The sequence below is a fragment of the Streptococcus mitis genome (assembly GCF_047465045.1).
In the GTDB taxonomy this organism is placed as follows: Bacteria; Bacillota; Bacilli; order Lactobacillales; family Streptococcaceae; genus Streptococcus; species Streptococcus mitis_DT.
In genome coordinates, this window is record NZ_JASHAR010000006.1 from 53,335 (window position 1) to 74,914 (window position 21,580).

Annotated in this window: 18 protein-coding genes; 14 read left to right on the plus strand and 4 right to left on the minus strand. The window is 38.0% G+C overall.

The window, feature by feature from the left end; all coding sequences use genetic code 11:
- Window positions 1-18: 18 nt before the first annotated feature.
- From QM409_RS04965 to QM409_RS04995, 7 genes are all read left to right on the plus strand, one after another.
- The gene (locus tag QM409_RS04965; RefSeq protein ID WP_414305475.1) at window positions 19-3,276 is read left to right on the plus strand and encodes a helicase-related protein; all 3,258 of its coding nucleotides are present in this window, start codon (window positions 19-21) and stop codon (window positions 3,274-3,276) included.
- The gene (locus QM409_RS04970) at window positions 3,269-3,952 is read left to right on the plus strand and encodes a DUF4391 domain-containing protein (RefSeq protein WP_070842738.1); all 684 of its coding nucleotides are present in this window, start codon (window positions 3,269-3,271) and stop codon (window positions 3,950-3,952) included. The genes QM409_RS04965 and QM409_RS04970 overlap by 8 nt, the downstream gene beginning before the upstream one ends.
- Before the next feature lie 406 nt (window positions 3,953-4,358).
- Window positions 4,359-6,149 (plus strand): site-specific DNA-methyltransferase, encoded by a 1,791-nt coding sequence (locus QM409_RS04975; RefSeq protein WP_261028698.1) that lies wholly within the window; start codon window positions 4,359-4,361, stop codon window positions 6,147-6,149.
- 1 nt (window position 6,150) lies between these two features.
- The gene (locus QM409_RS04980) at window positions 6,151-6,855 is read left to right on the plus strand and encodes an SLATT domain-containing protein (protein ID WP_261028700.1); all 705 of its coding nucleotides are present in this window, start codon (window positions 6,151-6,153) and stop codon (window positions 6,853-6,855) included.
- Window positions 6,856-6,887: 32 nt separating this feature from the next.
- Window positions 6,888-9,965 carry a DEAD/DEAH box helicase family protein gene (locus QM409_RS04985; RefSeq protein ID WP_261028701.1) on the plus strand — a complete coding sequence of 1,026 codons (3,078 nt, stop codon included), beginning with the start codon at window positions 6,888-6,890 and terminating at the stop codon, window positions 9,963-9,965.
- 13 nt (window positions 9,966-9,978) lie between these two features.
- On the plus strand, window positions 9,979-10,431 hold the full coding sequence (locus QM409_RS04990; protein WP_084926581.1) for a CFI-box-CTERM domain-containing protein: 453 nt from the start codon (window positions 9,979-9,981) through the stop codon (window positions 10,429-10,431).
- Between the two features lie 270 nt (window positions 10,432-10,701).
- On the plus strand, window positions 10,702-11,238 hold the full coding sequence (locus tag QM409_RS04995; protein ID WP_223336415.1) for a hypothetical protein: 537 nt from the start codon (window positions 10,702-10,704) through the stop codon (window positions 11,236-11,238).
- Between the two features lie 92 nt (window positions 11,239-11,330).
- Here the strand turns inward: QM409_RS04995 and QM409_RS05000 are convergent, their stop codons facing one another.
- Window positions 11,331-12,614 carry a uracil-xanthine permease family protein gene (locus QM409_RS05000; protein WP_414305476.1) on the minus strand — a complete coding sequence of 428 codons (1,284 nt, stop codon included), beginning with the start codon at window positions 12,612-12,614 and terminating at the stop codon, window positions 11,331-11,333.
- A 204-nt stretch (window positions 12,615-12,818) separates the two neighbouring features.
- On the minus strand, window positions 12,819-13,532 hold the full coding sequence (gene rsmG, locus QM409_RS05005; protein ID WP_414305477.1) for a 16S rRNA (guanine(527)-N(7))-methyltransferase RsmG: 714 nt from the start codon (window positions 13,530-13,532) through the stop codon (window positions 12,819-12,821).
- Between the two features lie 93 nt (window positions 13,533-13,625).
- Here rsmG and QM409_RS05010 point away from each other — a divergent pair, with 93 nt between their 5' ends.
- Together QM409_RS05010 and htpX are read left to right on the plus strand one after the other, a co-directional pair.
- Complete coding sequence (locus QM409_RS05010; protein ID WP_000219822.1) at window positions 13,626-14,186, plus strand: LemA family protein; 561 nt, start codon at window positions 13,626-13,628, stop codon at window positions 14,184-14,186.
- Window position 14,187: 1 nt separating this feature from the next.
- On the plus strand, window positions 14,188-15,087 hold the full coding sequence (gene htpX / locus QM409_RS05015) for a zinc metalloprotease HtpX (protein ID WP_414305478.1): 900 nt from the start codon (window positions 14,188-14,190) through the stop codon (window positions 15,085-15,087).
- A gap of 44 nt (window positions 15,088-15,131) precedes the next feature.
- On the opposite strand, the gene QM409_RS05020 is transcribed toward htpX, so the two are convergent.
- Window positions 15,132-16,691, minus strand: coding sequence for an ATP-binding cassette domain-containing protein (locus QM409_RS05020; RefSeq protein WP_153199019.1), 1,560 nt, complete (start codon window positions 16,689-16,691; stop codon window positions 15,132-15,134).
- 389 nt (window positions 16,692-17,080) lie between these two features.
- The gene (locus QM409_RS05025) at window positions 17,081-17,410 is read right to left on the minus strand and encodes a helicase BlpT (RefSeq protein ID WP_153199020.1); all 330 of its coding nucleotides are present in this window, start codon (window positions 17,408-17,410) and stop codon (window positions 17,081-17,083) included.
- A 168-nt stretch (window positions 17,411-17,578) separates the two neighbouring features.
- Here QM409_RS05025 and QM409_RS05030 point away from each other — a divergent pair, with 168 nt between their 5' ends.
- The 5 genes from QM409_RS05030 to QM409_RS05050 all read left to right on the plus strand — a co-directional run bounded on the left by QM409_RS05030 (window position 17,579) and on the right by QM409_RS05050 (window position 21,553).
- Window positions 17,579-18,121 carry a YceD family protein gene (locus QM409_RS05030; RefSeq protein ID WP_153199021.1) on the plus strand — a complete coding sequence of 181 codons (543 nt, stop codon included), beginning with the start codon at window positions 17,579-17,581 and terminating at the stop codon, window positions 18,119-18,121.
- Complete coding sequence (gene nth, locus QM409_RS05035) at window positions 18,121-18,750, plus strand: endonuclease III (RefSeq protein WP_153199022.1); 630 nt, start codon at window positions 18,121-18,123, stop codon at window positions 18,748-18,750. Before QM409_RS05030 ends, nth begins: the two co-directional genes overlap by 1 nt.
- Window positions 18,751-18,960: 210 nt before the next feature.
- The gene (pyrR, locus tag QM409_RS05040; protein WP_000850023.1) at window positions 18,961-19,482 is read left to right on the plus strand and encodes a bifunctional pyr operon transcriptional regulator/uracil phosphoribosyltransferase PyrR; all 522 of its coding nucleotides are present in this window, start codon (window positions 18,961-18,963) and stop codon (window positions 19,480-19,482) included.
- 18 nt (window positions 19,483-19,500) lie between these two features.
- Window positions 19,501-20,424 (plus strand): aspartate carbamoyltransferase catalytic subunit, encoded by a 924-nt coding sequence (locus QM409_RS05045; protein WP_033687097.1) that lies wholly within the window; start codon window positions 19,501-19,503, stop codon window positions 20,422-20,424.
- 49 nt (window positions 20,425-20,473) lie between these two features.
- A complete protein-coding gene (locus tag QM409_RS05050; RefSeq protein ID WP_033687096.1) occupies window positions 20,474-21,553 on the plus strand; it encodes a carbamoyl phosphate synthase small subunit in 1,080 nt (359 codons plus the stop codon).
- Window positions 21,554-21,580: the final 27 nt, after the last annotated feature.

Consider the following 21,580-nt stretch of genomic DNA (forward strand, 5'->3'; position numbering starts at 1 on the left):
GTCTAATAGGGAGGAATTATGGAAATTGATAATCGATCAATTCGTCTTGGAGATGAGTTAAAGAAAGAATTGAAATCAGAGAGTCGAGTCAAGATTGCAGCAGCAACCTTTTCTATGTTTGCTTATCAGCAGTTGAAAGAGGAATTGGAGAATATTGAAGAGTTAAAATTTATTTTCACAAATCCGACTTTTATAACAGATGAAACCAAAACAGATTTCCGTGAATATACGATACCCAAAAAAGAACGGGAACAATCGATTTTTGGTGGAAAGTATGAACTGAAATTGATGAATGAGCTGACCCAAAAAGCGATTGCTCGTGAATGTGCTGATTGGATCCGAAGAAAAGCGCAATTTAAGTCTATTAATATTGAAACAGATGAAATGCCGAATGGTATTCGAATTGAAAATTCAGATGATGTAGTGGCGGTAGATCGTTTGAAAAACTTTGATCGCAAAGAATTAGGATATGAGGCATCTCTATTTAAAACGAGTAGAAACCTCTATCATGCACCACTTAGTTTAAATTATTTAGATGAATTTGATAATCTTTGGGAAGAAGAGGATTATTTTCGTGATGTTACTGAAGAGTTTTTGGAGAATTTAAACCTAGCTCACAAAGAACATTCACCTGAGTTCATTTACTATGTGATGCTATATAATTTATTCAATGAATTTTTAGAAGATATCAATGAGGATTTTTTACCCAATGAAGGTGTTGGTTATAAAGAAAGTAAGATTTGGGGGCTGTTATATGATTTCCAAAAGGATGCAGTAAAATCGATCATTTCTAAATTAGAAAAATTTAATGGATGTATTCTAGCGGATTCGGTTGGTCTAGGGAAGACTTATACAGCTTTAGCGGTCATGACTTATTATGCTTATCGAGGCAAACGTATTTTAGTACTTTGTCCTAAAAAGTTAGAAAATAACTGGAATATGTATCGTCATGATTATGTAAATAATCCAATTTATGATAGACATTTGCTTTATGACGTGCTTTATCATACAGATCTCAGTAGAGATAAAGGACACTCTAATGGAATTGATTTGTCCTTAAATAATTGGCATACTTATGATCTGGTTGTCATTGATGAGTCTCATAATTTTAGAAATGGTGCTTCTAGCGAAAATGATTTATCTGAGGGGAGAGAAAATCGATACAGCCGTTTAATGAATCGAATCATAAGGTCTGGTGTCCCTACAAAGGTACTCATGCTATCAGCCACACCTGTTAATAATCGCTTTAATGATTTGAAAAATCAAATTGCTCTAGCCTATGAAGGAGATACGGATCAAATTGATAGTAAATTAGAAACAAAATCATCTATAAATGATATTTTCAGAAATGCTCAATCTGCTTATAATAAGTGGGCTGACCTACCTGCAGAAGAGAGAACAACAGATAAACTCTTATCTACATTAGATTTTGATTTCTTTAAAGTACTGGATAGTGTAACGATAGCCAGAAGTAGAAAACATATTCGGGAATTTTATGATAGAAAAGCGATTGGAGAATTTCCACAGCGCTTAAAACCACTTAATTTTGAACCTGATTTAACGGTTTCAAATCTCGGAATTACCTATAAAAAATTATATCACTTACTTGATAAACTCCAGTTGACTATCTATCAACCATCGATACATATTTACCCATCAAAGAGAGCTAAATACGATAAAAGTAAAGAAGGAGTAATGGGGAATTTAACTCAGTTTGGCCGTGAGTCTGGTATCAAAAAACTGATGATGATTAACCTGCTCAAACGTTTAGAAAGTTCTGTTGCAGCTTTTCGATATACTTTAATAGATGTTGTTAAAGATTATGTAGAAAAGACCTTAAAGGCTATCGAGGAATATGAATTGACAGGCTTGGACCATTTATCTCTTAATCCTCATCTTGATGAAGATGATTTTGATTTGGAAGATAGTAATTTCGAGTTCTCTATTGGTAAGAAAAATCGTATTGCTCTACAAGATATGGATTATCGTAGTTGGAAGGTCGAGTTAGAACAAGATTTTGCAATATTGACAGAGCTAGAAGATCTAATCAGTAAAATAACGCCACAAGAAGACCAAAAACTTCAGACTCTTTTTACCTTGATAGATGAGAAACTAACAAATCCAATCAATGTTGGTAATAAAAAGTTGATTATTTTCTCCGCATTTGCGACAACAACGAACTACCTTTATAAACATATTAGTCAGTATGTCTTGGATAAGTATGGTCTTTACACTGCTCAGATTTCAGGTACAAAAGGTTTTGCAACAACTTTGGAAACTAAAAATAAAGACCTCAATTCTTTGTTAACTTATTTCTCTCCTAAATCAAAATCTCGTGATGTTCTGTTTCCTGGTGATGAGAGTGAGATTGATCTTTTAATTGCAACAGATGTGATTTCCGAAGGTCAAAACTTACAAGATGCAGATATGATGGTCAATTACGATATCCACTGGAATCCTGTCCGTATTGTTCAACGATTTGGTCGTGTGGATCGAATTGGTAGTCAAAATAAATACATTCAATTAGTTAACTTTTGGCCAAATCTTGAGTTAGATGAGTATATCGATCTCAAGTCTAGGGTTGAATCGAGGATGAAAATTTCTGTCTTGACTTCGACAGTAGATGATAATGTTTTATCTAGTGAAGAAATAGAGGATAATAATTACCGAAGAAAACAATTAGAACGTCTTAGAGATGAAGTAGTCGATCTAGAGGAGATGAATGATGGTATTTCCATTATGGATTTAGGATTAGAAGATTATCGTATAGACCTTCTTAAGTATTTGGAAGAACATCCTGAGTTAGAAAAAGTTCCTAGAGGTTTGCAAGCTATTTTACCTGCCTCTAATAAAGAATCAGAAGGTGTCATTTTTGTCCTAAAAAATAAAGATCAGGTAAAAGGAAAAAATCATCAAAATCAGCTTCATCCATATTATATCCTCTACATCAATAGAAATGGAGAACTGCTGTTATCCCCTTCTGAAAGCAAGAAAATATTGGAGCACCTCAGTAGCATTTGTCGAGGGCAAAGTAAACCATTAAGTCAAGTAGTAGACAAGTTCAATCGCCAAACAAAATACGGTAAAGAAATGGTTGTTTATTCGGAATTGCTTCAAGAGGCAATCGATCAACTAATGGAACATGATCAGATTTCAACGATGGATGCCCTATTTAACTTTGGATCTGTTGATTTGATGAATACTAGCATTGAGGGAATGGATGATTTTGAGCTAATTTGTTTCTTCATATTGATGAAAGGGGATTCTGATGATTAGATTTCCGTCCTATACAGCCTTATCAAAACCTCACATTCTATATCGGCCTCATAAAAAGGGCAATAGTGATTTTTTTGATAACCTTAATGTATCTGCAAAAGACAAGAAAGATTTTAGAGAACAGATTAGAGAAATTCAAATTACTCATCAGATTGATACAAGTACCACTAATATTCCTGCTGGAAAAAAAGTGAAGCAAATCATGGTTTTAGAAATAGAATTCGAACAAATGGATGTTTCCTTAACTTTATTAGAACAGCTAGATATAAGATTAGGGATTTACACAGCTTTTGTATTAAAATATCCACAAGGTAGAGATGAACTTCTTATTCATTATAAAGAGCCTTTGGGTCAAGAAAAGGATGGCAAGCACTTTAAGATTGTCCGTCGCTTTCGGACGAATGATGATGTAAGCATTGGCTTTGAGGGAAATGATTTAGATGATGTTTATGAGAGTCTTGTAAAAGAAACTGGTAAGAAAGAGCTACAAGTTTTAGAAGCAAGTAATCTTAGAAACTCTATTGAACTCAGTGACCAATTAGATAAATTAGATAAGAAGGCACAGCAGCTAAAGAAAAAGATGTATTCTGAAAAATCAATGAGAAAACAAATGGAAATAAAAAGAGACTATCAGGCTACATTGAAAGAAATAGAAGATTTAAAGAAGCAAAATTGATTGTAAATTTTGACAAAGGAAAATCAGAAATTGAGATTAGAGAACTCTTTTGATTTCAACCCCTATTTTTGATAAGATGAAACTGTAATTTATTAAAAATGAAGCATTACAAAGATAGGATAAGCCAACTTAATTTTTTATAAAATTAAAATTACAAAAGCTTGACAAAGCTAAGAAAGGATACTACCATGAGCACAGCACAGCACAGCACAGCACAGCACAGCAAACAGGTGAAAACTCTGGACTTGAGAAATTAACTCTCACTTCAAAAGATGTTTTTACAGATAATATTTCAAAAATTGGTCAACTTTTTCCTGAAGTTCTGACGGAAAAGAGGGATGAATACGGCAGATTACGTCCTGCGATTGACTTCGAGAAGCTTAAACAGTTTTTATCAGAGGAAATTGTGGATGGTCGAGAATCCTATGAGTTTACTTGGGTTGGAAAGCGTGAAGCTATTGCAGAAGCTGGACGACCAACTACCAAAACCCTAAGACCAGATCTTGATGAAAGTGTTGACTTTGAAAACAGTGAAAATGTCTTTATTACTGGAGATAATTTAGAAGTCTTAAAAATCTTACAAGAATCCTATCTAGGAAAAATCGATATGATTTATATCGATCCACCCTATAATACAGGAAAAGACTTTGTATATTCTGATAAGTTCCAAAAAACAGATGAAGTGTTGAAGAAAGAGATGGAGCTTTTGGATGAAGAAGGACGCCAGGTCATTGGACTCACAAAAAATGAAAAAACTTCGGCCCGTTATCACTCAGACTGGCTCAATATGATGTATCCACGCCTGCGCTTAGCAAGAAATCTCCTCAAAGATTCAGGTGTTATCTTTATCTCTATAGATGATAATGAACAAGCTAATCTTAAAGCCATTTGTGATGAGATATTTGGGGAAGAGAATTTTATAGCAAGTATTACTAGGAATACAAATAGTTCTAAGAACCAAAGTTTATATATTTCGGTAAGTCATGAATATTGTCTAGTTTATTCCAAAGACGAGATAGAATTAGCAAAAAAACATAGTGAAAATAAATGGTCTGTAGATAAGAATAATATAAATGAGTATAAAAAGAGGGTAAAGCAATTACAAAATGCTGGTTTAAGTAATGAAGAAATTACATATGAATTAAAAGAATTAACGAAGTATCCACGATTCATAGATTTTACCAATTACTGGTACTTTGATGAACGTGGATTATACCGTAAAGGTGATTTAGGTGGCGTAAAAAATGGGAATATGACTCCTCTATTTAATCCTCTAACATGTCAAGAAGACCCTGTACCTCCTGGTGGATATCGCTATAAAAATGAAAAATTACAAGAACTTGTAAATGATAATAGGATTCATTTCCATACAGATGGAAGTTTGCCAACGATAAAGAGATATTTGAATGAAAACTCCAAGCAACGTCCAAAATCCATTATGAGTGATGATCAAAGACCTGATTATGCGTTGTTAAAAAATATGGGGATTGAATTTGATAATCCTAAGCAAATGAGTTTTATGACGAGGATATTGAGTATTTTTGATTCCGAAGCAATATTTTTTGATTTTTTTGCAGGCTCTGGAACAACCGCTCATGCAGTCATGCAATTAAATGCTGAAGATGGAGGTAACCGTAAGTTTATCTTGTGTACTTTGGATGAGGAAGTAGTAGATAAGTCTTCTAATAAAGAGGTAGGTTTTGAAACCATTGCCCAACTTTCGCAGGAGCGAGTTCGTCTTGCTGCTGCTAAGATTCAGGAGGAGCATCCAGAGTTGGTTGGCAAACAAGACTTTGGTTTTAAAGCTTATAAGTTAGATTCTTCTAATTTCAAGGATGTTTCTGCTCGACCTGATCAATTTATCCAAGGAGAACTCTTTGATAGTGTGTCCAATATCAAGGAAGGACGTACTAGCCTCGACTTACTTTTCCAAGTGATGTTGACCTGGGGAATGGAACTGTCATTAGCTATTGATTTGGAGAAAGTAGCAGGAGCGGAGGTCTATGATGTAGATCAAGGTTCGCTCATGGCTTGTTTTGAAGATGAAATATCAGAAGAAGTTATCTGTCATATCGCTCAAGCTCAACCACTCCGTGCCGTCTTCCGTGATAGCTCATTTGTCAATTCAGCAAATAAGATTAATGTAAGTGAAATTTTCAAAGAATTGTCACCTCATACAAAAGTGAAGGTGGTGTAATGTGAACGAAATTCTTGATTTTAAAGATAGAGATATAGACTATGAGATTAATTTAAAATGCAATTCGATAGATACTGTAAGGGCAGCTAGAATTAATACAAGTAAAAGATTGTACGAGTATGCTGAAAAATGGGAATTGATCTTTTTAGCAATGAGTATAATGTCAACGGGTTTATTAGTGTATTCGCTAATAAACCCTGAAAATAAAGATAGATTAGCTTTGTCGGCTTTGTTTTCCATATATTCTTTGCTTGTCCAGAATTTTGTTGCTAAGTTGAATTATAATGAGAGAGCTCTGAAATTACACTATCATCAGTTAGAATTAGAAGACTTTTTACTTGAATTAAAATCAATTATTTTCCAAAAATCACTTAGTGATGATGAAAAAATTAATAAATACCAACAGATAATGTCAAGGTATCAAATTAGTTTACGAGGAAATGAAAATCATTCAGATTTTGATCACAAGTATGCTAAAAAGTATCAGAAGAGAAAATATTGTCAAGGTAATTCGCAATCTGACATGGAATCTAAAGTAACAGAAGAGACAATTGAAGATGGTAAGAAAAAGTGTTGCCTAAAAGATGCCTTTCTTTATATTGAGCAATTTATCAAGATACATGATTTTAGTTGGAATAAAATCATTATTTGGTTTCAATATATATTGATTCCACTAGTTCTTATCTGGTATTTGGTTTTATCCTGAAAGTAATAAATTATAAAGAAAAATATAGAATTATGAAACTACAATTTAAAAAACAACAATTTCAGTTGGATGCGGTTAGTGCTATTGCAGATTTATTTCAAGGGCAAGCCAAACATACTGGAGTTCAGTATATGGCGGATCCAGGTCGTCTCAAGTCAGATGAGGTAGATTTGGTTTTAGATGCTTATCGAAATGCACCGATTCAATTGAGTCAAACAAGTATACGAGAAAATGTTCATACTATGCAAACTCGTTATGGTTTGCGTCCTTCTGATAAACTATCGATTGATATGATTGCTGGGAGAGAAGCTTATAATTTTTCCATAGAGATGGAGACGGGAACAGGGAAGACCTATACGTATATCCGTACAATTATGGAGTTGAATAAACGTTATGGCTGGCTTAAGTTTGTTATTGTCGTTCCAAGTGTCGCTATTCGTGAAGGAGTTCTCAAGTCTCTACAGATCATGTCAAGTCACTTTCAGATGGAGTATGGCAAGCAACCACGCTATTTTGTCTACGATTCTTCACGTTTAGGTGATTTGGATAGTTTTGCCAATTCGTCAGACCTTCAAATCATGGTCATCAACTCTCAAGCCTTTAATGCAAAAGGCAAAGATGCGCGACGGATTCATTCCGAACAGGAAAGTTTCCGTTGGCGTCGTCCAATTGACGTCTTGGCAGCTATGAATCCGATTATGATTATTGATGAACCTCAGTCTGTTGAAGGGAAACAGACAAAGGAAAGACTAAAAGATTTCAAGCCATTGTTTACGCTACGTTATTCGGCTACCCACAAGGAAAAGCATGATATGGTTTATAGATTGGATGCCATGGATGCTTACAATCAAAAATTAGTGAAGAAGATTGCAGTTAAGGCTATTGAGCAAACTGGGACGACCGGGACACAAGGATATCTATATCTACAAGAAATCATTCCACAAAAAACAGGAGCACCCAAATCAAAAATTGAATTTGAAGTAAAAACGCAGTCAGGTGTCAAAAGGAAATTGAAGGTGGTGGAAGAACCCTTTGATTTGTACGCTGAATCAGGGAATTTATCTGCTTATAAAGGAATGACCCTTAGTCACTTTGATGCAAGAGAGAACAAACTTCAAGTTGGTGTGTCGCAAGAACTTCAAGTCGGTGAAGTGATTGGACAAGTGGATGAGTCGAGCATCAGAAGAATTCAAATCCGAGAGACCATAAAAAGTCATATCGAAAAGGAAAGTAAACTGTACAATCGAAGAATTAAAGTATTATCCTTATTTTTCATCGATGAAGTGGCCAAGTATAAGCAATATGATGAACATAATGATGCCTATAATGGAGAATACGCTCAGATTTTTGAAGAAGAATACCGAAATCAAGTAAACCAGTTTATCCAAACACAGGAACCAACCCCTTATCGTAGGTATTTGGAGGCTAATCTTGAAGGAAATTCAGTTCATGCTGGTTACTTTTCGGTAGATAAAGTGAAGAAGTCAGATAAGACCATTTTTGTGGACTATAAATCTGCCAGTGAAAAGAAGAACAATCTTTCAAATGACATTGATGCCTATGACTTAATTATGAAGGACAAGGAGCGTTTATTGAGCTTTGAAGAGCCAGTTCGTTTCCTATTTTCTCACTCAGCTCTAAAAGAGGGATGGGATAACCCAAATGTCTTTCAAATCTGTACGCTGAAGCAATCTTCAGCGGAGACTCGTAAACGTCAAGAAATTGGTCGTGGTATGCGTTTAGCAGTTGACCAAAACGGAATTCGTCAGGATTTTGAACTCTTAGGAAATGATGTACATGAAATCAATAAACTGACAGTAATTGCAAATGAAAGTTATGATCAATTTGCTCGAAGTCTACAAGAAGAAATAAAAGAACTCTTAGCAGATCGTCCTGCAAAAGTGGATGTTAGTCTTTTTGCGAATAAAGTTCTAACCAATCAAGAAGGACAAACAATACGAATTACCAAGGAACAAGCAGATTCGATTCATTTTGATTTAATTCGACAAGGCTATATAGATCGTGAAGGACAATTGACTACAGAATATTTTACTGCAAAAGAAAATCATCAGTTACAACTGTCTGAAACACTAGCAGGTTATGAGGATAAGCTGGTAGAGATATTGGAGAGCGTTTATCATGCTGGACAATATGAAATTGAAAATGCCAATCATTCAGTCATTCAGTTCTCAAATGAGGTGAATCAAGAAAATATTGCCCGAAAAGAATTTTTAAATCTCTGGAAGCAAATCAATCGTAAGACGAGTTACCAAGTAGAGTTTGATGATGCGGAATTGGTAAAACATTCGGTTGACTATATCAATGAGAAATTAGTCGTCAGCAAACCAAGCTTTCATATAACTCAGGCAAGCGCTACTGAGATGAGTAAGGAAGAAGGACTCCATTTGACAGTTGCTGAAAATGATCGCCAGCAAGAGTATCTAAATGGTTCGCAGATTATGACCAAATATGATTTACTAGGGGAGATTGCTGAGCAGACTGGTTTAACTCGTAAGTTGGTTGCGGAAATATTAAGTAAAATCTATGTCTACCAATTTGACAAGTTTAAACAGAATCCAGAAGAGTTTATTCTTAAGGTTTCGAAGCTCATTAATGAACAAAAAGCAAGTCAAATTATCAAGCATATTCAGTATAATGTGTTAAATGAAGAGTATGATATGGACTTGTTTTATGACAATCCTGAAACTGCTAACAGATCAGATGATCACTTACTTGAATCCAAAAAAGGGATTTACAATTTTGTAAAAGTTGATTCAAATACGGAGAAGACCTTTAAAGAAGCTTTGGAACAATACGAGGATGTTCGTGTTTATGTGAAGTTACCAGGGAAGTTCAGTATTGCGACTCCACTTGGAAACTATAATCCTGACTGGGCAATCGCCTTCCGTGAAGGAAGTGTCAAGCATATCTATTTTGTTGCAGAAACGAAAGGCTCTATGTCTAGTCTTCAATTAAAACAAGCTGAGCAAGCAAAAATTGCATGTGCGCGTGCTCACTTTAAAGCTTTAGCTCAAGCTGGATTGATTAATGATCAGCACATCTATGATGTGGTTTCTAGCTATGAGGAATTATTAAATATTGTAAGATAGAGAGGAAAAAGAAATGGAATTTGTTGTATATCGTAAGGGAAGAGAAGTAGCTGTTTTTCAACGTAGGAGTGATGCAGAGAGATATGTGCGCTCTAAAACTGGATTTTTTGGCGAACCAGATGCTTATTATCAGATTGAACAAAGAGGTTGTTATTTGACAGAAGCAGCTGTAACTTACAAAGGATTAGCAGATGATTGTGATGAATTGATGACTTTACGAAAATTCAGGGACTCTTATCTAGCTTTGCAAGATGGTGGTCAGGAGGAAATTGAATCCTACTATAAGATGGCTCCTCAGATTGTTGCCAAGTTAGAAGAACATCCAAATCGAGAGGAAATACTAGATTCTATCTGGTCAGAACTTGTCTTACCTTGTGTTTCCTTGATTAATGCAGGAGAGAATCAAGCTTGCCATCAATTATATAAAACATATACACTGGAACTGTCACAAAAAGTGGTCCAATAAAACGATTAGAATATACCAAAAGAGTTCGGTTCCTCGCTAACTTGTATAGTGAAGAGGAACCCGAATTCTATTTAGATTTCCAATACCAAAACAAGCGTATCAAGCTACTCACAAAATCAACTTATATTGAAGATTTTGAGTGGTATGATGATGAGACAAAAGAAGCCAATTTCATGGAATGGCTTAGCCAAATGGTAGGAGTGTAATGGGGCAAAATAGCCCCTTGGGATTTAAGAAAACACAAAAGAGAAAGAGAGATAAAAAGATAACATGAAAAGAGATAATGGCGATTATAATTTGTTTAAATTTGTTGGGATTGGAGCAATATTGTTTTGTCTATTTATGATTATAGGGTCAAGGTTTGTCACTGTTGGTCTAGAAGAACCTAAACCAGTACAAAAAGAACCATCAGAATACTTAAAGCAAGAGATACAGTTGGAAGATGCTAAAATACTTGGAAAGTTTTGGAATGATAAAGGGCATTTTATTGTGGTGTATAGAGATACTACAAAAGCCCCTGAAATCGTTGAGGTTGATGCTTCTGAGTGGGAGCTTATGGAAGTAGGTGTAAACTTTGTGACTGTTGGTGTAGGTAGCAAGGAAGAGACTAAAACAGTACAAAGGGAAAGCCTTGGATTTCAAGAAAGCAAGTTAAGGGCAAAATTAGAAGATGCTACTATTTTAGGCAAGTTTTGGAATAGTAAAGGTCACTTTATTGTAGTGTACAATGGTACTACAAAAGCCCCGGAAATCATTGAGGTTTATTTTTCTGAGTGGCAATATAGGAGAGTAGGGGAACGATATTAAACAGCGTTAGAGGGGATTTACTTACTTCTAAGTATCAAAAAAATGAGCACTTCCGTAATTGGAAATGCTCGTTTTTTGATATGTTTAGACTCTTAGTCTTTATTTTCGTATGGCAAGATTAAGTTCAAGATGATTCCTGTCATGGCTGATAGGGCAGTACCTGAAAGTGTAACTGGACCGAGTTTAAGGATAGCTCCTCCAAGTCCAAGTACCAACATAGCACTTGCGATGATTAGGTTACGCATTTGAGCGAAATCAACACGTTCTTTGATCAAGACTTTCAAACCGTTGCTGGCGATAACTCCGTAGAGAAGGATTGACATACCACCAAGTACAGCATTTGGAATGGTTGAAATCAAGGCAGTGAATTTACCAAGGAAGCTAAGGGCAATCGCGATGAAGGCAGCGTTACGGATAACTGAGACAGAAGCGATACGAGTCATACCGATAACCCCTGTATTTTCTCCGTAAGTTGTATTGGCTGGTCCACCAAGGAAGGCAGAAACAGAAGTTGCGATACCGTCACCAAGAAGAGTACGGTGAAGACCTGGTTCTTTCAAGAATTGACGACCACAGATTTGACCCAAAACAGTATGGTCTCCGATATGTTCAGAAATTGTTACGATAGCGATTGGCAAGATAGCGATGGTTTCTGGACCAAAGTAAAGATTGTATTCTTTAAAGGCACCACCTGTGCTAAATGGCAAGTAGAAACCAGGAATTTCAAACCAGTTAGCTTCTAGGACAGGCGTAAAGTCAACCAAGCCAAGAGTTAGTGCGAAGAGGTAACCACCGATAATGGCAAAGAGGAAAGGAATGATTCGTAGGAAGCCTTTTCCTTTTGTATTGATAAAGGCAGCAATCAAGAACGTAACAACGGCTACAAGAGCATTTTTCCAATTTCCGTCTGCTACAAGACCTGCATTGGTAACAGCTGAACCTGCAAGTCCAAGACCGATAACGATGATCATAGGACCGATAATGATTGGTGGCAAGAGTTTATCAATCCATTTTGTACCTGCAAAACGAACACCAGCAGCGACAAGGACATAGACCAAACCAGTCAAGATAACCCCTGTTTGAGCAGCAGATACATCACCACCCATTTCTTTCATAGCAAGTGACATTGCTGTGATAAAGGCGAATGATGATCCTAGATAAACTGGAACTCTAAAACCAGTTGAAATCATATAGATGAGTGTCCCAACACCTGAAGCAAAAAGGGCAACAGATACAGGCATTCCCAAAATCAATGGTACCAAGATGGTCGCACCAAACATGGCGAAAACGTGTTGGAAGCTAAGGAGAATTCCTTTTCCAGCTGAAGGACGTTGGTCAACGTCTAGCAACAAATCAACAGTTGATTCTTGTTTCATATAAACCTCACTTTTGGGCATCAAAAAAGAGCCCATTATTTTACAGCAATAGGCCCTCAGAGTAAGACTTCTTTAAAATCTAAGCTTTAAAGAGTTTCAAGTATTTCTGCGTCTTCGTCACCTCACGGGATGACATTAAAAACCTTTGCTTGTGATAGTATAGCAAAAATTACAAACTTTGTAAATATTTTTTTACTAAAAAGATTAAAGCGGACGTTTGTTGGGCATACCAGCCTTACGTGGATATTTATTTGGTGTTTCTTTTTTCTTTTCCACCACTGTGATGTAACGCGGATCTCCATTTGGTAGGTCGTAGCTGAGATTGTCTTCTACTTTACTAAAAAGGAGGTTGAGAGCATTCTTAGCTTCTAATAACTCCTCAGGCGCATTGCTGGCCTTGAGAGCCAATAGTTTTCCGCCAACTTTAAGGTAGGGAATAGTCAATTCAGACAAGACCTGCATACGGGCAACCGCACGAGCTGTTACAAAATCATATTGAGCACGGAAGTTCTTGTCTTGGGCAAAGTCTTCTGCACGTCCATGGTAGAAATGAACACCGTCCAAATCCAGTTCTTGAGCCAAGAGTTGGAGGAAGTTGATGCGCTTATTGAGCGAATCAATGATAGTTACATCTAACTGAGGATAGAGGATTTTCATTGGTAGACTAGGAAATCCTGCCCCGGCCCCGATATCAAGTAGTTTGATAGTTTCATTGGGAATCAAACCTTGCAGAATAGGTGCAATGGAATCGTAAAAGTGTTTGAGATAAACTTCTTCTTTATCTGTAATAGCCGTCAAATTAATCTTTTCATTCCACTCGACCAGGAGCTCAAAATAGCGTTCAAATTGTTTTTTTTGCTGGTCCGAAAGTGGAAGATTTTGCTCGGCAAGCAGGTTGTAAAATGTTTCTGGTTTCATAGTTATTTCCTTCTTTAGTATCATCTTATTTTACCACAATCATTAAAAATTTGATATACTGGTACTAATCTAAAAGTAGAAAGGACTTATATAATGACTTGGATTATTCTTGGAGTTATCGCTCTTATTGTTATTTTTGTGATTGTTAGCTATAACGGTTTGGTTAAGAATCGTATGCAAACAAAGGAGGCTTGGAGTCAGATTGATGTTCAGTTGAAACGTCGAAATGACCTCTTGCCAAACTTGATTGAAACTGTAAAAGGTTACGCTAAATATGAAGGTTCTACCCTTGAAAAGGTGGCAGAACTACGTAACCAAGTAGCGGCAGCAACTTCACCAGCAGAAGCTATGAAAGCTAGTGATGCGCTCACTCGTCAGGTTTCAGGCATTTTTGCAGTTGCAGAAAGCTATCCAGATTTGAAAGCTAGTGCTAACTTTGTTAAATTGCAAGAGGAGTTGACAAACACAGAAAATAAAATTTCTTACTCTCGTCAACTCTACAACAGTGTTGTCAGCAACTACAATGTAAAATTGGAAACTTTCCCAAGCAATATTATTGCGGGAATGTTTGGATTTAAAGCAGCAGATTTCCTTCAAACACCTGAAGAGGAAAAGGCAGTTCCTAAAGTTGATTTTAGCGGTTTAGGTGACTAAGATGTTGTTTGATCAAATTGCAAGCAATAAACGAAGAACCTGGATTTTGTTGCTGGTATTTTTCCTACTCTTAGCTCTGGTTGGCTATGCGGTTGGTTACCTCTTTATGAGGTCTGGGTTTGGCGGTTTGGTTATTGCACTGATTATCGGCTTTATCTATGCCTTGTCCATGATTTTTCAATCAACAGAGATTGTCATGTCCATGAATGGAGCGCGTGAGGTTGATGAGCAAATGGCACCAGACCTTTACCATGTAGTGGAAGATATGGCTATGGTGGCTCAGATTCCCATGCCACGTGTTTTCATCATTGATGATCCAGCCCTAAATGCCTTTGCGACAGGTTCTAATCCTCAAAATGCGGCGGTTGCTGCGACTTCAGGTCTTCTAGCTATTATGAATCGCGAGGAGCTAGAAGCTGTTATGGGGCATGAGGTTAGTCATATTCGTAATTACGATATTCGTATTTCGACGATTGCTGTCGCCCTTGCTAGTGCTATCACCATGCTTTCTAGTATGGCAGGTCGTATGATGTGGTGGGGTGGCGCAGGTCGCAGACGAAGTGACGATGACCGAGATGGAAATGGCTTAGAAATCATTATGCTAGTGGTTTCTTTACTAGCTATTGTACTGGCCCCTCTCGCTGCAACCTTGGTGCAACTAGCTATTTCTCGTCAGAGGGAATTCCTAGCTGATGCTTCTAGTGTCGAGTTGACGCGCAATCCTCAAGGAATGATCAATGCCCTACGTAAGTTGGACAATAGTGAGCCGATGCATCACCACGTTGATGATGCCAGCAGCGCACTTTATATCAATGATCCCAAGAAAGGTGGAGGGTTCCAAAAACTCTTTTATACTCACCCACCTATCTCAGAACGGATTGAACGTTTAAAACAGATGTAAAAAGAATCCAGAGGTCGTCTCTGGATTTTTGCTATGCTCAAAATTTATAAATCTTCTAAATTAACTACCTCCAGACCATGTTCTGTTAAGTGATAGATGATTGAACAGACCTCTTTTAAGAAACGACGGTCATGCGAAACAGTGATGAGACCGCCTGGATAGGTTGCAAAGAGTTTCCTGATGTGGGGTTGAGAAGTTGGAGAAAAATTTCGTGTGGGTTCATCCAAAAGGAGAAAGTTTGGTTTGCACAAGACTAAATCCAAAAGCAAAAGTTTCCCCTGTTGCCCGCCAGATAAGGAGCGGATTTGGTGGTGCATCTCTGGATAACTGAAATTGAGACTGGCTAGGTGAGATTGGGTTTTCTGTAGTTCCTCTTTTTCTCCAGTTTTGCTGAGGTAGGCTATTGGTGATAAATCCAATTGCAGTTTTTGCTGGTAATCTTGTGGCATATAACCAAGAGAAATCTCTCTTTTATCATTCAGAAGTTGCTGTAACTTGGCTAAAAGAGTTGATTTTCCAATACCATTTGGGCCGATGATACCAATTTTTTCTTGGCCACGGACAGTTAATTGTAGTTCTTGCACCAAAATTCGCTCGCCAATGGACAAATTTTCTTTTTCCAGTTGGATTAAAACTTTAGAAGCAGGTAATGGTTGGATATCTGAGAAAAAGAGTCTAATTTCTTCCTCTTCAAGTGGCTTTTGGGTCATGGCTTGAGCTGCCCTTTCGTAGCGTTTTTCTTGAGAGAGAACATTTTTCATCTTTTTAGCCAATAGGCGACCGGCAGTACTGTCTTTGGTAGCTCGAAGCGCAGTTTCTACATTTTGCTTGACTCGCCGATGTTTTTCCATTGTTTTATCGTAGGCTCTTTGGTCGTTAGCAGCTTGCTGGCTTTGTTTGATAAAATTAGCCTTTCTCTGGTCACTATAGCGATCATAATCTAAATGCTCTACTAGCGTTTCTGCTTCTTTACGGTGCTTGACCAGTCGCAAGTGAATAATAGTGTCTGCCGTTTGAGAAAGAAAGTCTTCATCATGGGAAATGAAAATAACAGTTTGTCTAATCTTTTGAATCTGATTTTTTAGCCAATTAACAGTCTCAAGATCCAAGTCATTTGAAGGTTCATCTAAAAATAGAATCTCAAAGGGTTTGGCTAACTCATGGATGAGCTGAATCTTCAAAGATTCGCCCCCTGATAGACTGCCAATTTCTTGGTTGCTAGCGAAACGATTGCTATCAAAGTGCAACTCCTCAGCCAAACGATAGAGGACACTGTAGTCTAAATCAAGAGAATCTAAAAAGAAGTAGTCGTGTAGACTTTTCTTTTTCAGCTCCTCGGGAAGTTTTTGAGGAATATAGGCCAGTGACTGATAGTCAGACTGGATGTCTCCCTTGATAGTGAAATCAGACAAAGTTTCCCCCATTAAAGTTTTAAGTAAGGTTGATTTGCCATTTCCTTCCTCTCCAATAATAGCTACTTTTTCCCCGTCTTGGATGGTCATGTTTAAGTCTGAGACAAGATCTCGTAAATCTTTGTTTTGTGTGATGGTCAGATGATTGATTTTTATCATATTGTTGCCCTTTCTAGAATGTCGATAGTGCATAACAAAAAGCTCTACTTTATCTAGTAGAGCCAAAGTTTATGTCAAAAAACTCTATTAATACTCTTCGAAAATCTCTTCAAACCACGTCAGCGTCGCCTTACCGTAGATATATGTAACTGACTTCGTCAGTCTTATCTACAACCTCAAAGCAGTGCTTTGAGCAACCTGCGGCTAGCTTCCTAGTTTGCTCTTTGATTTTCATTGAGTATAAAATGCCAGAAAAAGAGCATAAAAGAGTACACAAAAAGAGACAAAAACAAGATCTACTAAATAAAGGTTCTTTATTTGATAGACTTAGTTGTTCATGTCTCCCTTACCTCCGAGTATTAGTATCTCTATACTATACCTTTCAGGATATTTTGTCAACAGAAAACTGACAATTCTAATCTCTAAAATCCGAAAACAGGTCCATAAAGAGTTAGTACGTGTTTGACATGCTCGTAATGGAACTTGTCATAGTTGCGCCAAGCGGTACGTGCTTGATCGTTTAGTTTTAGGCTACCAAGGCCTATCAGAAGACTGGTACGTTGGTAAAATTTCTCAAGGTCGATTAAAATACTGTTGTCCAACTTTTCCGCTTTTTTGAGCTCTTGCAGAGTAGAATTTAGCAGCTCTTGTAGTCGAATATCATCTGCCGTACCCTGTTTGCAGCTTTGGAAACTTTTATTTAACTCGGATAGGAGTTGGGTTGCATTAGCAATGAGTTCTTTGTTTTCCATGTGAGCATCCTCCTTGCTCTGATGTATTCTTGCCTATAGTATAGCACTAAAAAATAAAAATGTCATAGTAAATATGTTAAAAAATCGAGTTTTAATTACAAAGTTTGGTGGGCTGATTTGTAGCCTTTTCATGGTATAATCAAGAGAGTAAATCTTTATGGAGGAAGTATGAAATTAAATATTCAAGAAATTCGTAAGCAGTCTGAAGGCCTGCATTTTGAACAAACGTTAGACTTAGCCGCAGACCTGCGTGCACGCAATCAAGAAATTTTAGATGTAAAAGATATCCTTGCTGTTGGGAAAGTACAGTATGAAGACCGTATGTATTTCTTAGATTATCAGTTGTCTTATACCATTGTTCTTGCTTCAAGTCGCAGTATGGAACCAGTTGAGCTAGTTGAATCTTATCCAGTAACGGAAGTTTTCATGGAAGGCGCAACTAACCAACTAGATCAGGAAGTTTTAGACGATGATTTGGTCTTGCCTATCGAAAATGGAGAACTTGACCTTGCTGAGAGTGTGTCAGACAATATCCTACTAAACATTCCCATCAAGGTTTTGACGGCTGAAGAAGAGGCTGGTCAAGGATTTATTTCAGGAAATGACTGGCAAATCATGACAGAAAAAGAATACCAAGCTCAACAAGCAGTTAAGAAAGAAGAAAACAGTCCCTTTGCTGGCTTACAAGGACTATTTGACGGAGACGAATAATGGTCTTGTCAAAAAAACGTGCACGAAAGGTGCTAGCAGAAATCATTGCTCTTTTTCCAGATGCCAAGCCTAGTCTTGATTTCACCAATCATTTTGAACTCTTGGTTGCGGTCATGTTGTCAGCTCAGACAACGGACGCAGCGGTAAATAAGGTCACACCAGGTCTCTTTGCTGCCTTTCCAACGCCACAAGCCATGTCTGTTGCAACAGAAAGTGAAATTGCCTCACACATTTCTCGCCTAGGACTGTATCGAAATAAGGCTAAATTCCTTAAAAAATGTGCCCAACAGTTACTAGAAGATTTTGATGGTCAAGTCCCTCAAACACGTGAGGAATTAGAGAGTCTAGCAGGTGTTGGTCGCAAGACAGCCAATGTTGTCATGAGTGTGGGCTTTGGGATTCCAGCTTTTGCAGTAGATACTCATGTGGAGCGTATTTGCAAACACCATGATATTGTCAAAAAATCAGCGACACCGCTTGAGGTGGAAAAACGTGTCATGGATATCTTGCCACCGGAGCAGTGGTTAGCAGCCCATCAGGCCATGATTTATTTTGGAAGAGCCATTTGCCATCCTAAAAATCCAGAGTGTGACCAGTACCCACAGTTATATGATTTTAGCAATTTATAAGATGGCTCATCAAAAGTTTTTGCTTGATTTTAAGCATGCTTTGTGCTATAGTAATTGATAACTAAATATTCCTTTAAACCTGTCCCGTGAGGCAGGCAAGGAGCGTGATAAAGTAGAAGGGTGAAGTCTATACTGTTTGCAGTAGGGCTTACTTAGCTATACATTTCAAGTCTCCTTGTTTAAGGAGACTTTTCTTTTTGGAGGTTTGTCATGAAGACAAAAGAAGTTGTAGACGAATTGACCGTCAAACGAGCGATTACGCGTATTACTTATGAGATTATCGAACGCAACAAAGATTTGAATAAAATCGTCTTGGCTGGTATTAAAACTCGCGGTGTCTTTATCGCCCACCGAATCCAAGAACGTTTGGAGCAACTAGAAAATCTTTCAGTTCCTGTTGTGGAATTGGATACCAAACCTTTCCGTGATGATGTTAAAAGTGGAGAAGATACTTCTTTGGTTTCTGTTGATGTGACAGACCGCGAAGTTATCTTGGTGGACGATGTGCTTTATACAGGCCGTACTATCCGTGCTGCTATTGATAATATTGTCGGTCATGGTCGTCCTGCGCGCGTGAGTTTAGCAGTTCTAGTTGATCGTGGACATAGAGAATTGCCAATCCGTCCAGATTACGTTGGGAAAAACATCCCAACTAGTCGTTCTGAAGAAATCATCGTAGAGATGGCAGAACTTGATGGCCAAGACAGAGTTCTGATTACTGAAGAAGCTTAGAAAGCTAAAGGAGTAGCCATGTCAGAAAATCAACAAGCATTGAACCATGTGGTGTCCATGGAAGACCTCACTGTCGATCAAGTGATGAAATTGATCAAGCGAGGAATTGAGTTTAAAAACGGAGCTCAGCTTCCTTATGAAGACCATCCGATTGTTTCCAATCTTTTCTTTGAGGATTCTACACGGACGCATAAATCCTTTGAAGTGGCAGAGATTAAACTGGGATTGGAGCGACTTGACTTTGATGTGAAGACTAGTTCAGTCAATAAGGGTGAGACACTTTATGATACCATTTTGACTCTGTCTGCTTTAGGAGTGGATGTCTGTGTGATTCGCCACCCTGAGGTTGACTACTACAGAGAGTTAATTGCAAGTCCGACGATTACGACTTCCATCATCAATGGTGGAGATGGTTCGGGCCAACACCCTAGCCAGAGCTTGCTTGATTTGATGACTATTTATGAGGAATTTGGTCACTTTGAGGGTCTTAAGGTTGCGATTGCAGGTGACTTGGATCATTCACGCGTTGCCAAATCCAATATGCAGATTTTGAAACGCTTGGGAGCTGAACTCTTTTTCGCTGGACCTGAGGAATGGAGAAGTCAAGAGTTTGCAGACTATGGACAGTTTGTAACCATTGATGAAATCATTGATCAGGTGGATGTCATGATGTTTCTTCGTGTGCAACATGAACGCCATGATAGTGGGGCTGTCTTTTCCAAAGAAGATTACCATGCCCAACATGGTTTGACTCAAGAACGTTATGACCGTTTGAAAGAAACAGCAATCCTCATGCACCCAGCTCCAGTCAACCGTGATGTAGAAATCGCAGACCACTTGGTTGAAGCACCAAAATCACGGATTGTCCAACAAATGACCAATGGTGTTTTTGTTCGAATGGCAATCTTAGAATCCGTACTGGCGAGTAGAAACGCCAACTAAAACACAAGACGTTAAAAGACGCCAGTGAGCGTCCACGAGAGGTGAAAATATGACAAAAAGACTTCTAGTATTAGAAGATGGCACAGTTTTTGAAGGCAAGGCCTTCGGAGCAGATATTGATGTAACAGGTGAAATCGTCTTTAACACAGGCATGACCGGCTACCAAGAATCCATTACAGACCAGTCTTATAATGGACAAATCTTGACCTTTACTTATCCTTTGGTAGGAAATTATGGAATCAACCGTGATGATTACGAATCCATCATTCCAACTTGTAAGGGAGTCGTTGTTTTTGAAGAAGCACGTCGAGCAAGCAACTGGCGCAACCAAATGACCTTGGATGAATTTTTGAAAGCTAAAAAAATTCCAGGTATTTCAGGGATTGATACACGTGCTCTTACCAAGATTATTCGTAAGCATGGTACCATGCGTGCAACCTTGACCCATGTTGGGGACAGTATGGACCATGTGACGGATCAGCTCCAAGCGACAGTCTTGCCGACAGATAATATCAAGCAGGTTTCTACTAGAACATCCTATCCAGCTCCAGGAGTTGGTTTGAGCGTGGTGTTAGTGGACTTTGGTCTCAAGCACTCAATCCTACGTGAACTTTCTAAACGCAACTGTAACGTGACGGTTGTTCCGTATTCGACAACGGCTGAAGAAATTCTCCATCTCAATCCTGACGGAGTTATGTTGTCAAACGGTCCAGGTAACCCAGAAGATGTTCCACAGGCACTGGATATGATTCGTGGTGTGCAAGGAAAAATTCCAATCTTTGGTATCTGTATGGGGCACCAACTCTTTGCAATGGCAAATGGTGCTAAGACCTACAAGATGAAGTTTGGTCACCGTGGATTTAACCATGCGGTACGTGAAATTGCTACAGGACGTGTGGATTTTACAAGTCAGAACCATGGTTATGCAGTCAGCCGTGAGGATTTGCCAGAACACTTGATTATCACCCACGAAGAAATCAATGACAAGTCAGTTGAAGGTGTGCGTCACAGATATCAACCTGCTTTCTCTGTTCAATACCATCCAGATGCAGCCCCTGGTCCACACGACGCTAGCTACCTATTTGATGAGTTTATAGAGATGATGGAAGCTTTTAAACAATCAAACTAAGAACGAGTAAAAGCTCGTCGGAGAATT

Bases quoted from the DNA above. Each gene is read 5' to 3' on its own strand.
- QM409_RS04965 (WP_414305475.1), top strand. From the start codon at position 19: ATGGAAATTGATAATCGATCAATTCGTCTTGGAGATGAGTTAAAGAAA.
- QM409_RS04970 (WP_070842738.1), top strand. From the start codon at position 3,269: ATGATTAGATTTCCGTCCTATACAGCCTTATCAAAACCTCACATTCTA.
- QM409_RS04985 (WP_261028701.1), top strand. From the start codon at position 6,888: ATGAAACTACAATTTAAAAAACAACAATTTCAGTTGGATGCGGTTAGT.
- QM409_RS04990 (WP_084926581.1), top strand. From the start codon at position 9,979: ATGGAATTTGTTGTATATCGTAAGGGAAGAGAAGTAGCTGTTTTTCAA.
- QM409_RS04995 (WP_223336415.1), top strand. From the start codon at position 10,702: ATGAAAAGAGATAATGGCGATTATAATTTGTTTAAATTTGTTGGGATT.
- QM409_RS05000 (WP_414305476.1), bottom strand. From the start codon at position 12,614: ATGAAACAAGAATCAACTGTTGATTTGTTGCTAGACGTTGACCAACGT.
- rsmG (WP_414305477.1), bottom strand. From the start codon at position 13,532: ATGAAACCAGAAACATTTTACAACCTGCTTGCCGAGCAAAATCTTCCA.
- QM409_RS05010 (WP_000219822.1), top strand. From the start codon at position 13,626: ATGACTTGGATTATTCTTGGAGTTATCGCTCTTATTGTTATTTTTGTG.
- htpX (WP_414305478.1), top strand. From the start codon at position 14,188: ATGTTGTTTGATCAAATTGCAAGCAATAAACGAAGAACCTGGATTTTG.
- QM409_RS05020 (WP_153199019.1), bottom strand. From the start codon at position 16,691: ATGCACTATCGACATTCTAGAAAGGGCAACAATATGATAAAAATCAAT.
- QM409_RS05025 (WP_153199020.1), bottom strand. From the start codon at position 17,410: ATGGAAAACAAAGAACTCATTGCTAATGCAACCCAACTCCTATCCGAG.
- QM409_RS05030 (WP_153199021.1), top strand. From the start codon at position 17,579: ATGAAATTAAATATTCAAGAAATTCGTAAGCAGTCTGAAGGCCTGCAT.
- nth (WP_153199022.1), top strand. From the start codon at position 18,121: ATGGTCTTGTCAAAAAAACGTGCACGAAAGGTGCTAGCAGAAATCATT.
- pyrR (WP_000850023.1), top strand. From the start codon at position 18,961: ATGAAGACAAAAGAAGTTGTAGACGAATTGACCGTCAAACGAGCGATT.
- QM409_RS05045 (WP_033687097.1), top strand. From the start codon at position 19,501: ATGTCAGAAAATCAACAAGCATTGAACCATGTGGTGTCCATGGAAGAC.
- QM409_RS05050 (WP_033687096.1), top strand. From the start codon at position 20,474: ATGACAAAAAGACTTCTAGTATTAGAAGATGGCACAGTTTTTGAAGGC.